Genomic DNA, 11,493 nt, shown 5'->3' with positions numbered 1-11,493 from the left:
CCTTGGCCTGTCTTCTCGCCTCGCGCAACGGAAGAGTCTGGCGGCCGCAAAACGTGGCCACGATCACATGACGACGACGGGGTTTTTCTTCGATACCCGGCTGTAGAGGTCGATGATGTCCTGGTTGATCAGGCGCACGCAGCCCGACGACATCGCCTGGCCGATGCTCCACCATTCGGGCGAGCCGTGGATGCGGTAGCCGGTGTCCTTGCCATCCTGGTAGATGTAGAGCGCGCGGGCGCCAAGCGGATTGGTGAGGCCGCCGGGCTGGCCGCCCTGCCACTTCACCAGTTCCGGCTTGCGCTGGATCATTTCGGGCGGCGGCGTCCAGGTCGGCCATTCGCGGCCGTACTGGATGTTGGCCCGGCCGGACCAGCGGAACCCGTCCTTGCCGATGCCGACGCCGTAGCGGATGGCGTCGCCACCCGGCTGGACGAGATAGAGCATGCGCTCCTTGAGATGCACGACAATCGTGCCGGGCGCCTCGCCTGTCGTGTCGACGACGATCTGGCGGCGGAATTCCGGCTTCACCTTGAGATAGGGCACCTCGGGCACGTTGAAGCCGTTGTCGGTCAGCGCGGCATACATGACGTCGGCGCTGGTGATGTTCTTGTCGACGCTGATCGAGGGCCGGATCGGCACCGACCCGGTGACCGTATCGTCGAGCTGGAGCGCCGGCAGGCCGCCGCCACCCGAAGTCGAGCAGCCGGCGACGCCGAGCAGCGCCAAGGCGCCCGCCCCGGACAGGACGGCGCGGCGGGAGAGGAGAAGATCGGTTTCGATTGCGTCGCCGTTTCGCGGCGGCGTCGGACCTTGCGGCAACTCACGCATATACCCAAACCCTACGCTGTCGGCGGGAAGCACGGTCCGGCCGGATAGCGGGCATTTTCATCATTCATGGTTGATAAAGCGTGAATGCCTTGCGCTGCTTGCGTTTGCGCATTGCCGGAAACGCCGTTCCGCCCTCCCGGCGACCGTCATCCAGTGTCAGGCACAAAATCACCCCTGTCAGGTCACAATCCCGGCGCTGGTGTTTCCTACCTCTCCCGATGATCAGCGAGGGGCCTCCATGTGCAAGACGTTAAAAACCGACATCAAGCTTTTTGCCGCTGCCATTGTCGCGGCCGCCACGGTTCTCGGTGCCAATGTCAGCCTGGCCGATATCGTGAGCACGCTGGGCGGCGCGAACTGACACCGGGCTGCCGCTGGCGCAATTGATGTCGTAGTCCATAAGGTCGTACCGGTTGCCCGACCGGAATGCGCAAAAAACAAAGATTCGGCCCTTTACATTTTTCGGGACCCAAGGATTTATCCTCTTCTTTGAGCTCAAAGGAGACGAGCATGTCCTTCGAAAACTGGGCCGCCTTCGCTGCCGCGTCGACCATCCTCCTTGTCATCCCGGGTCCGACCATCCTTCTGGTCGTGTCCTATGCGCTGGGCCAGGGCTGGCGCACCGCTTTGCCGATGGCCGTCGGCGTGGCGCTCGGCGACTTCACCGCCATGACCTTGTCGATGCTGGGCATCGGCGCGCTGCTGGCGGCTTCCGCTGGTGTTTTCACCATCCTGAAGCTGATCGGCGCCGGCTATCTGATCTATCTCGGCGTGAAACTGTTCCGCGCCGGCGGCACGCTGAGGGCCGAACCGCGCACCGACGCGGTGTCGTCGGCCAAGATGATGGCGCATGCCTGGCTGGTCACCGCGCTCAACCCGAAGAGCATCACCTTCTTCGTTGCGTTCCTGCCGCAGTTTCTCGACCGGCATGCCAGTTTCTGGACGCAGATGCTGGTTTTCGAGACGACCTTCCTGGCGCTCGCCTTCGCCAACGCCTTCGGTTACGCGCTGATCGCGGCACGCGCCCGCAACGTGGTGCGCAATCCCAGGGCGATCCGCATCTTCAACCGCACCGGCGGCACGCTGCTGGTCGGCGCCGGCATCGCCACGGTGGCGATGCGGTCCGGCAATTGAGAAAGCAGGCGCGGCCAAGGCGTGTTGAGATTCAGGTCAGGCTGGCACTAGCTGAACATCAGCACAGCTTGCTTCACCATTTGACGCTGAAGCCCAGATTGCCCTCGAGGATGCGGCGTTTGTCGCCGTCGAGGTTGGTGGTGTAATCGCCGGTGGCGAAGATGCTGACCTTGTCCGTCACCTTGGCGACGATACCGCCGCCGAACTCGAACGAGGTCGACCTGCCCTCGGTCGAGATGTCGGTGGTGTCGAAGCTGACACGGTCGGTGCCGCCGAAATCATGCCAGATATTGGCCTTGAGATAGGGCTGCAGCGCTATGCCGTTGACAGAGGCTTCGCCCTGCAGCCGAGCGCCCAGCCGGCCGGTGACGCTGCCGTCGCTATCGAATGAGACCGACGAGAAACGGTCCTTGGTATCGTCGAGCGACAGATGCTGCCAGATCAGTTGCGCCTGTGGTTCCAGCGTCCAGCCCTGCGCCAGCGCTATGGGATAGCCGCCCTCCAGCGAGGCGGTGACACCTGTTCCGCCAATGTCGATGCCAACGTCGCGCGACGACGTCGCGTCGCCGCCGAAGAAGGTGGCCATGAGCACCCCGTCGAGGTACCAGCCGCCCTGGCCGATGCGGGTCCAGTAGCCGCCGACGCTGGTGCCGCTGACATCGAGCCCGCCCACGGACAGATCATTCTGCCCCAGAGCCTGGCCGCGCACGTCACCCTTCATGCTGGCATAGGCGACGAAGAGGCCGGCGCGATCGATGCCGCCCGAAGCGGTTTCGCGTCCGAAGACGTCGAAGCCCGCCTGCAGGCCGAACAAGGTGCCGTCGAAAGACGGCGACACCGTTCCCGACCAGCCCATTTCGGCGTCCTGGCCGTAGATGCGGCCCCAGACAGGCGACAGCTCGGCGTTCGACAACAGACTCTGTTCGCCGCGCCGCTCGTGGAAGGTGCCGAGCGTCGTCATCGCAAGGTGCTCGGCCACCGGCGGCAAAGCCGAATAGGTCGGCACCTCGATGCGGTAGAGCAGGATCGTCTCGCCGGCTGCCGGCGTCGGCAGGGCCGGAACGGCGGTCGGCACCACCGGTGGTGGCGGTGGTGGATCCGCCGGCGGCGCTGGCGGCGGTGGCGGCGGCGCCTCGGGTTCGGGGTCGCTCGCCTGCACCGGCGGTGTCGAATCGACCGGCGGATTGTTGATGTCGCCGTCGGTCGGCACCGGCACCGGCGGCAGCTCGGACGGCGGTGGCGGCGGCTCGGCCTGCGGCGGCTCCGGTTCTGGTTGCGGCGTCGGTTCGAGCGCCGACGGCCCGGCGGCCGGTGTTGCCGGTGTGTTCAGCGTCGAACGCAGATACCAGTTCTCCGCGCTGCCGGCGCTGACGCCGCCCTTGAAGAGATAATATTCGAAGGCGCCGGCGGCGACCGGCGCATCGAGGGCAAAGGCGCTTGCGCTCGACGTGGCGCCGTTGACCGCCTGGACGAGCATGATGCCGTCGGACGTGGTCTGCGCCCCGGCGCCGCCGACATTGACCACAGCGATGCCGGTCGAGCCGGAGGCCGTGCCGCCGGACAGCACCAGCCGGTCGGAAGCGGAGCTGTCGTCGCCAAGCTCGGTCTGGAGGAGGAGCAGCCCGCCCATGCCGACATAATTGCCCGATATGGTCAGGCGATCGGAAGCGCCGGTGCCGCCGTTGGTCAGGTCGATGCGGCCGGCATTGACCACATCGGCCAGTTGGCCCGAGGTGAAGGCCTGGATGGAACTGTTGAAGCCACCGCCGCCATAGAGCGTGCTTGCCTGGTCGACGCTGAGCCTTCCGGTGCCCGTGCCGCTGTCGCCCAGTACGAGATTGCCGTCGAGGATCAACTGGGTATCGTTGGTGGCGTCTATGGTTTCCCAGTTCTGGACCCTGGCGATGCCTTCCAGCTTGACGTTGTCGAAGGTAAGCGCATCGGTGCCGAGGCCGCCATTCAGCGCATCGGCTCCGCCGAGATTGGCGTTGGTGAGATTGCTGAGCTTGGCGGTATCGTTGTCGGCGCCGAGGTCGACCGAGCCATAGATGATGCCGCCGCCGTTCCAGACGAAATTGTCCGCGCCGAAGCTCATCAGCACATCGCCGCCCACCGTGCCGCCTGTGATCGTCACGCTGTCGTTGCCGCCGCTGACGCTGATGTTGCCGCCGATCGTGCCACCGGAGAGAATGATGGTGTCCTGATCGAAGCCGGTGACGAGGTTGCGGTCGATGATGCCGCCCGACATGTTGAAATAGTTCTTGTCGAGCTTCATGTTGACGCGGCCGATGCGGCCGCCGGTCATCACGGCACGGTCCCCATCGTCGAAGAAATCGACGATGCGGCCGCCCGTCATGGTGAAGGTATCCAGCCCGTCGCCCTGGTTCAGCGAACCGACCTGGCCGCCGCTCATGCTGAAGTCGTCGATGCCGGCGCCCTGCTGGACATTGCCGGCGACCGTGCCGCCGCCGATGGTGAAGAAATCCGTGCCGTCGCCCTGATCGACCGCGCCGGTGATGGTGCCGGACTGCATGTCGATGCGGTCCGTGCCGGCGCCGAATGTGACATTGCCGCTCACCTGGCCGGTACCGCCGGCAGGGAAGGTCAGCGTGTTGTTGCCGCTGGTATCGTTGAGGCTGCCGCTCGAATCGCCACTATCGCAAGTGAAGGTGTCATTTCCCGGAGACGGAACCAGCACGCATGCCGCGAAGGCCGCGGAGCCAGGCAGCAACATAAGCGCTGTAGTTGCAAGTAAGCTAATAAACCCAGGATTGATTCGCCTGGGCCTTCGCCGCGTCAAAGAAATAGCCTCGCCGATGTGCTCCGAACCGCTGTTCGGAGGCTGTAATTCAAAGTGCCGCATCGCGTCCCCTCTCAGATCGCGATTTCAAGCCCCTTACCCGCGCCACATTGAAGCCACAATTCGTCCAGTTTTACAAAGCCTAATCTGCCTCTCATGGTTGATGAACTGCAAAAATAACTGACGTGGCGCAGATGTGTCCGTGAAATGGCATCGCCTTGGCCCATGCTTTAAGATGATGTTGGACCGAGGGGCATCATGCTCATCCGGGTCTGACCAAGGACTCTCGCATGCCAATCAAAGACACATTCGGCTTGGCAGTTTCGGGCGCGACGGAAGCCGGATTCGCGCTCTACGGCCAGGCCGTGCGCGAATTGCAGTGTTTCATCGGCGATCCGGTCAACTCCGTCGATCGCGCCATCGCGCAGGACCCCGGTTTCGTCATGGCGCATGTCTTCAAGGGCTACCTTTTCGGCCTTGCCACCGAGCCAGAGGCGACGGCCGTGGCCAGGACCTGCCACGAGGCGGCGCTGCCGCTTGCCGCGACAACGCGCGAACGGGCGCATGTCTCGGCTCTCGGCCACCTCGCCAACGGCCGCTGGCATCGGGCTTCCGGCATCCTTCAGGACATAGCGATCGATTTCCCGCTCGATGCCGTGGCGCTCCAGGTCGGACACCAGGTCGATTTCTTCACCGGCAACGCCCGCATGCTGCGCGACCGCATCGCCCGCGCCCTGCCGTCATGGCAGGCGGACATGCGGGGTTACCACGCCATCCTCGGCATGCAGGCCTTCGGGCTCGAAGAGATGGCTGAATACGCACAGGCCGAAAGGCTGGGTCGCAGAGCGGTCGAGATCGAACCGCGCGACGGCTGGGCGCAACATGCGGTGGCGCATGTGATGGAGATGCAAAGCCGGCAAAGGGACGGCGTTGCCTGGATGCGTGCCGATCCCGATGCCTGGACCAAGGAGAGCTTCCTCCAAGTGCACAATTGGTGGCACCTGGCGCTGTTCCACTACGATCTCGGCGAGACCGGCGAGGTGCTGGCGCTCTATGACGGACCGATCTACGGTGCCAGGTCGACGCTGGCGCTCAACATGGTCGATGCATCGGCGATCCTGTGGCGGCTTCATCTGGGTGACGTCGATGTCGGCGACCGCTGGGCGGCGCTGGCCGCCAATTGGGCGCCCAAGGCCGCCTCCGGCAATTACGCGTTCAACGACGCCCATGCGATGATGGCCTTTGTCGGCGCCGGGCTCGACGCCCCGGCCCGGACCTTGCTCGAGGCCCAGCGCGAGGCGATGCGGGGCGATGCGGACAATGCCGCTTTCACGCGGGATGTGGGGCACCCCCTGACGCTTGCGATCAAGGCGTTCGGGGAGGGCAATTACGCCGAGACCATCCGATTGATCCGGCCCATCCGGGCGATCGCGCACCGTTTCGGCGGCAGCCATGCCCAGCGCGACGTCATCGACCTGACGCTGATAGAGGCCGCCCTGCGCGCCGGCGACGCCGCGCTCGCCAAGGTGCTGACGATGGAGCGCTCGATGGTACGCCCGGACAGTCCGCTGTCCGCGCTGTTTTCGCGGCGTGCCGCCGATTTGTCGGAGAATTGACCCGGAGCGGATCTTGCCTTAAAAACTGGCTCAAGCATATTTTTCGGGTTCCGAAAAAAATAAGAACGTGGGAGGAAACCATGTATCTCGGCCTCGACCTGGGGACATCGGGCGTCAAGGCGTTGCTGATCGATGCCGGACAGGGCGTCATCGGCTCCGGCCATGGCACGCTTGACGTTTCGCGCCCGCATCCCGGCTGGTCCGAGCAGGATCCGCTGCACTGGATACGCGCCTGCCAAGACGCGATCGCCGAACTGAAGGCGTCGCATCCCGGGCAGTTCGCGGCGGTTAAGGGCATCGGCCTGTCCGGCCAGATGCATGGCGCGACCTTGCTCGACGCGGCCGATCAGATGCTGCGTCCCTGCATCCTCTGGAATGACACGCGCAGCCATGTAGAGGCGGCCGCGCTCGACGCCGATCCACGCTTCCGCGCGCTCACCGGCAACATCGTCTTTCCTGGCTTCACCGCGCCGAAGCTGGCCTGGGTGAAGAACAACGAGCCCGCTGTCTTCGCCAAGGTAGCAAAGGTGCTTTTGCCCAAGGACTTCCTGCGGCTTTGGCTGACCGGGGAACACATTTCCGAAATGTCTGATGCAGCCGGTACGTCCTGGCTCGATGTCGGCAAGCGCCGCTGGTCGGCGGACCTGCTCGCGGCGACATCGCTCGACGAGAGCCATATGCCGGCGCTGGTCGAGGGCACCGCGAAGGCTGGCGGGCTGCGCGCCGAACTCGCCTCGCAATGGGGTATCGCGGCCGGCATTCCGGTGGCTGGCGGCGCCGGCGACAACGCGGCTTCCGCCTGCGGCATGGGCACGGTCCGCGCCGGCCACGCCTTTGTCTCGCTCGGCACGTCGGGCGTGCTGTTTGCCGCCAACGCCGCCTATCTGCCCAATCCGGCAAGCGCGGTGCATACCTTCTGCCATGCGTTGCCCAACACCTGGCACCAGATGGGCGTCATCCTGTCGGCGAGCGATTCGCTCAACTGGCTGTCGGAGATCACGGGCAGGGGCGCAGGCGAGTTGACGTCGGAACTCGGCGAGACGCTGAAAGCGCCGACCGGCGTGTCCTTCCTGCCCTATCTTTCGGGCGAGCGCACGCCACACAATGATTCCGCCATTCGCGGTTCCTTCACCGGCCTCGCGCATGAATCGGGCCGCGCCGTGCTGACCCAGGCCGTGCTCGAAGGCGTCGCCTTCGCCTTCCGCGACAGCCTCGAAGCGTTGAAGACAGCCGGCACCACCTTGACGCGGGTGACGGCGATCGGCGGCGGCTCGCGCTCGCGCTACTGGCTGAAGGCCATCGCCACCGCGCTGCAGGTGCCGGTCGACATCCCCGCCGACGGCGATTTCGGCGCCGCGTTTGGGGCTGCGCGGCTTGGCCTTATCGCCGCGACAGGGGCGGATCCGCTGGCCGTGTGCACGGCGCCGAAGACAGACGCCACGATCGAACCGGATGCGGCGCTCGGCAACGCCTATGCCGATGCCTATCACCGCTACCGGGCGCTTTACCCGGCGATCAGGGCTGTAACCGCGTGAGTTGGGGCGTGTCCCACCCTCTTTATCAGGGCGCCGGCGCTGCCCCTCACCTGCCTGCCGGCATCCTCTCCCCGCATAGGGACGGGGAGAGGGGCGCTCCCGTCACCGGTTTCGCCAATCACCAGCGTAGTGACGAAGGCGCCAAGGTTGCGGCCAGCCCCCTTCTCCCCGTCACTATACGGGGAGAAGTGCCCGGCAGGGCGATGAGGGGCAGCACCGACTTTGGCGATTGGTATTCTCCACCACGTCTTGACGAGGTGACCTCACTGCGCCGGCACCTTGTCGAGGAAGCCGGTCACGCTTTTCAGGCGACCGTCCTCGATGACGCCGATGTCGGTGCCTTCGATGACGGACGGGACCCCTTCCGGCCCGAGATTCCACGAAAACCGGATCTTGTCGGCAAAGCCGTCCGGAGTCCCCTTCAGAGAGAAGCGGAAGCCGGCAAAGCGCTGCTGCACGCCGTCGATCAGCGCCGCGACGCCTTCATGGCCGTCGCCCTGCATGAGCGGATCGCGATAGCTGATGTCTTCGGTGAAAACAGCCTTGAGCAACGCTGCCCGGCGGCCGGCATCGCTCTCGTTCCAGGCGGTGATGTAGTTTTGGGCGATCGTGTTGAGGTCGGTCATGATCTGTCTCCTTCGTTTGACGGTTTTGACGTGACCGTTTTCGACCAGCACCGGCGTGAAACCAATTACGCCTGAGGTAATCAGGCAAAACTATCTTGGAGAGGAAGAGAACATGAGCAGCGGCTTTTTCGGCGACATCCAGAAGATCAAATATGAGGGACCGGATTCGACCAATCCGCTGGCCTATCGTTTCTACAATCCCGACGAAGTGGTGGCTGGCAAGCGTCTGGAAGACCATCTGCGCTTTGCCGTCGCCTACTGGCATTCCTTCGCCTGGCCGGGCGGCGACCCGTTCGGCGGCCAGACCTTCGACCGTCCCTGGTTCCCCAAGGCCGGCGGCGTCGACACGATGGAACTGGCGAAACTGAAGGCGGATGTGGCCTTCGAGATGTTCTCGCTGCTCGGCGCTCCCTATTTCTGCTTCCATGACGCCGATGTACGGCCCGAGGGCAAGGATTTCTCCGAAAGTGCGGCCCGGCTGGATGAAATCGCCGATTATTTTGCCGGAAAGATGAAGCAGACCGGCGTCAAGCTTCTCTGGGGCACGGCGAACCTGTTCTCCAACCGCCGTTTCATGTCCGGTGCCGCGACCAATCCCGATCCGGATGTGTTCGCCTATGCCGCTGCGACGGTGAAGAGCTGCATCGACGTCACCAAGCGGCTGAAGGGCGAGAACTACGTGCTGTGGGGCGGGCGCGAGGGTTACGAGACCCTGCTCAACACCGACCTTGCCCGCGAGCAGGAACAGGCCGGCCGCTTCCTGAACCTCGTCGTCGACTACAAGCACAAGATCGGCTTCAAGGGCACGATCCTGATCGAGCCGAAGCCACAGGAGCCGACAAAGCACCAATATGACTACGACGTCGCGACCGTTTACGGCTTCCTCAAGCGCTTCGGCCTGGAAAAGGAGGTCAAGCTCAACATCGAGCAGGGCCACGCCATCCTGGCCGGCCATTCCTTCGAGCACGAACTGGCCCTGGCCAATGCGCTCGGCGTCTTCGGCTCGATCGACATGAACCGCAACGACTACCAGTCGGGCTGGGATACCGACCAGTTCCCCAACAACGTGCCGGAGATGGCGCTCGCCTACTACCAGGTCCTCCAGGCCGGCGGCTTCAAGACCGGCGGCACCAATTTCGACGCCAAGCTGCGCCGCCAGTCGCTCGACCCGCAGGACCTGCTGATCGGCCACATCGGCGGCATGGATTCTTGCGCGCGCGGCCTCAAGGCGGCGGCCCGCATGGTCGAGGACAAGGCATTGTCGGGCCCGCTCGCCGAACGCTACGCCGGCTGGAACAGCGCCGAGGCCAAGGCGATGCTGTCGGGCAAGCGGACGCTGGAAGAGATCGCCGAACGCGTGGTGAAGAAGAAGATCGAGCCGCAGCCGCGTTCCGGCCGCCAGGAACTGCTCGAAAACATCGTCAACCGCTACGTCTGACGCTGCCTGGCCGTCGGCAATCCAAGCCGGCGCACTATGCGATTCGAAAGCTTGGCGCGCGGAAACATTTTGCGCGCCATGCTGAAACCGACGACAAGGTTTTGCCCCTTGCCGCCTCTCAATGACCTCGCTCTTGCCTTCAAACTGCCGTCACGAATCTCGTATAGGTATCGCTCGTGGCGGGAGAGGAAGAAGGAGGCGAACCGATATGCAGAACGAACGTGAAATCGACGCCCTGCTCTCACCTGGCGAAGCCGGATCGATCATTGACCGGCTGATGGCAATGCCGCATCCAAAACAGGGCGCACGCAGCACCAATGAATGGGACCGCGCCGTTGCCAGCCGCTTCGAGACCCATCTCGCGCGGCAGATGCGCTCGCAGATCGACGGCGGCAGCGACCGCCGGAATGCTGCCTGACTTCCCGAATCAACCCTGGCCGAATCAACCCTGGCCGAATCAACTCCGGCCCGAATCAACCCCGGCCCCAATCAACCCCGGCCCCAATCAACCCCGGCGAAGCCTGACAGGGGCTTCGCCGAAAGCTCTTGAAAATGCCCTGGAAAAAGCCGCGGCCGACGAGAACCCCGTCCGCCCGGCAATATCCGCCATGGCGATCCGCGTGTCGACCACGAGCCGGCGCGCGGCGCCCAGCCGCAGCCTGAGATAATAGGCGCCCGGCGTCTCGCCGATCGACTTGCGAAAGATGCTTTCCAGGGTCCGCGCCGTCACCCCGGCGCGTTTGGCGACCGCCTCGACGGTCAACGGCTGATCGACATGCGATTCCATCAGCCGGATGGCCTGCGCCAGGCGCGGATCATAGCCGTCGAGCCGGCCGAGCGAGACCAGCGGCTGGGCATCGGTCGCGGCCCGGGCCTGGTCGTAGATGAAGACGCTGGCGACATCGAGCGCCACGGCCATGCCGAGGCGCGTGCGAATGAGATGCAGCATCAGGTCGAAAGTCGGCGACGCGCCGCCCGAGGTGAACATCGGCCCGTCGATGACATAGCGGTCCGGACGGACGTCGACGCCAGGGAAGGCCGAGGAAAAATCCTCCATGTCCTCCCAATGGGTGGTAGCGCTGCGCCCTTCCAGCAAGCCGGCACGCGCCACCAGCCAGGTGCCGGCCTCGACCCCGCCGCACGCGCGGGCCGCTCGCGCCGCCCTCCGCAAACCTGAAAGCAGACCCGACGTCGCGTAATTCTGCGTGCCGAAACCGGCGACGACGACGAGAACGTCGGTCGGCTCCGCCGCGTCGAAACGCCCGCTGACCGCGACCGGCAGGCCGCAGGTGGTGACCGGAGCCTCGCCGGTGACCGAGACCAGCTTGAAATCGAACAGGGTCTCGCCGGAGATGCGGTTGGCGGCGCGCAGCGGGTCGACGGCCGAAGCGACGCACATGATCGACGACCCGGAAAACACCAGGAACGTCACCTTGAGGGTCTCGCGTTCGGCGCGAAAGACAGATTTTTCGCTTTTGATCATATCGCCTTCGTAAAACGCAAAGCAGCTTGG

General features: G+C 64.7%; 10 protein-coding genes. 5 read left to right on the top strand and 5 right to left on the bottom strand.

What is annotated here, in order from left to right; genetic code table 11:
* Positions 1-63: 63 nt before the first annotated feature.
* Complete coding sequence (locus tag EN845_RS18750) at positions 64-831, bottom strand: L,D-transpeptidase (protein WP_127279473.1); 768 nt, start codon at positions 829-831, stop codon at positions 64-66.
* Positions 832-1,081: 250 nt separating this feature from the next.
* Complete coding sequence (locus EN845_RS35535) at positions 1,082-1,231, bottom strand: hypothetical protein (RefSeq protein WP_167531394.1); 150 nt, start codon at positions 1,229-1,231, stop codon at positions 1,082-1,084.
* Between the two features lie 110 nt (positions 1,232-1,341).
* Between EN845_RS35535 and EN845_RS18740 the strand changes: the two genes are divergently transcribed.
* Entirely contained in the window at positions 1,342-1,965 is a 624-nt protein-coding gene (locus EN845_RS18740; RefSeq protein WP_127279471.1) for a LysE family translocator, read from the top strand.
* A 73-nt stretch (positions 1,966-2,038) separates the two neighbouring features.
* On the opposite strand, the gene EN845_RS18735 is transcribed toward EN845_RS18740, so the two are convergent.
* Complete coding sequence (locus tag EN845_RS18735; RefSeq protein WP_127871184.1) at positions 2,039-4,828, bottom strand: autotransporter outer membrane beta-barrel domain-containing protein; 2,790 nt, start codon at positions 4,826-4,828, stop codon at positions 2,039-2,041.
* 227 nt (positions 4,829-5,055) lie between these two features.
* On the opposite strand from EN845_RS18735, the gene EN845_RS18730 reads away from it, so the two are divergent.
* Positions 5,056-6,381: a tetratricopeptide repeat protein gene (locus tag EN845_RS18730; protein ID WP_127871183.1), complete on the top strand. Its 1,326-nt coding sequence runs from the start codon at positions 5,056-5,058 to the stop codon at positions 6,379-6,381.
* Positions 6,382-6,461: 80 nt separating this feature from the next.
* A complete protein-coding gene (gene xylB, locus EN845_RS18725; protein WP_127871182.1) occupies positions 6,462-7,916 on the top strand; it encodes a xylulokinase in 1,455 nt (484 codons plus the stop codon).
* A gap of 263 nt (positions 7,917-8,179) precedes the next feature.
* Here the strand turns inward: xylB and EN845_RS18715 are convergent, their stop codons facing one another.
* Positions 8,180-8,542, bottom strand: a complete 363-nt coding sequence (locus EN845_RS18715) for a nuclear transport factor 2 family protein (RefSeq protein WP_127279346.1) — start codon at positions 8,540-8,542, stop codon at positions 8,180-8,182.
* Positions 8,543-8,654: 112 nt separating this feature from the next.
* On the opposite strand from EN845_RS18715, the gene xylA reads away from it, so the two are divergent.
* Together xylA and EN845_RS18705 are read left to right on the top strand one after the other, a co-directional pair.
* Complete coding sequence (gene xylA / locus EN845_RS18710) at positions 8,655-9,980, top strand: xylose isomerase (RefSeq protein ID WP_127871181.1); 1,326 nt, start codon at positions 8,655-8,657, stop codon at positions 9,978-9,980.
* A 208-nt stretch (positions 9,981-10,188) separates the two neighbouring features.
* Positions 10,189-10,398, top strand: a complete 210-nt coding sequence (locus EN845_RS18705; RefSeq protein ID WP_127279348.1) for a hypothetical protein — start codon at positions 10,189-10,191, stop codon at positions 10,396-10,398.
* 87 nt (positions 10,399-10,485) lie between these two features.
* On the opposite strand, the gene EN845_RS18700 is transcribed toward EN845_RS18705, so the two are convergent.
* Positions 10,486-11,463 carry a GlxA family transcriptional regulator gene (locus tag EN845_RS18700; RefSeq protein WP_127871180.1) on the bottom strand — a complete coding sequence of 326 codons (978 nt, stop codon included), beginning with the start codon at positions 11,461-11,463 and terminating at the stop codon, positions 10,486-10,488.
* Positions 11,464-11,493 lie beyond the last annotated feature (30 nt).

The organism is Mesorhizobium sp. M8A.F.Ca.ET.202.01.1.1 (assembly GCF_004791595.1).
GTDB lineage: Bacteria > Pseudomonadota > Alphaproteobacteria > Rhizobiales > Rhizobiaceae > Mesorhizobium.
This window is presented reverse-complemented; position numbering and strand designations above follow the sequence as displayed.

Excerpts from the sequence above, each read along its gene's own strand:
- EN845_RS18705 (WP_127279348.1), top strand. The coding sequence starts at position 10,189 with ATGCAGAACGAACGTGAAATCGACGCCCTGCTCTCACCTGGCGAAGCC.
- xylB (WP_127871182.1), top strand. The coding sequence starts at position 6,462 with ATGTATCTCGGCCTCGACCTGGGGACATCGGGCGTCAAGGCGTTGCTG.
- EN845_RS18715 (WP_127279346.1), bottom strand. The coding sequence starts at position 8,542 with ATGACCGACCTCAACACGATCGCCCAAAACTACATCACCGCCTGGAAC.
- xylA (WP_127871181.1), top strand. The coding sequence starts at position 8,655 with ATGAGCAGCGGCTTTTTCGGCGACATCCAGAAGATCAAATATGAGGGA.
- EN845_RS18750 (WP_127279473.1), bottom strand. The coding sequence starts at position 831 with ATGCGTGAGTTGCCGCAAGGTCCGACGCCGCCGCGAAACGGCGACGCA.
- EN845_RS18740 (WP_127279471.1), top strand. The coding sequence starts at position 1,342 with ATGTCCTTCGAAAACTGGGCCGCCTTCGCTGCCGCGTCGACCATCCTC.
- EN845_RS35535 (WP_167531394.1), bottom strand. The coding sequence starts at position 1,231 with ATGGACTACGACATCAATTGCGCCAGCGGCAGCCCGGTGTCAGTTCGC.
- EN845_RS18730 (WP_127871183.1), top strand. The coding sequence starts at position 5,056 with ATGCCAATCAAAGACACATTCGGCTTGGCAGTTTCGGGCGCGACGGAA.
- EN845_RS18735 (WP_127871184.1), bottom strand. The coding sequence starts at position 4,828 with ATGCGGCACTTTGAATTACAGCCTCCGAACAGCGGTTCGGAGCACATC.
- EN845_RS18700 (WP_127871180.1), bottom strand. The coding sequence starts at position 11,463 with ATGATCAAAAGCGAAAAATCTGTCTTTCGCGCCGAACGCGAGACCCTC.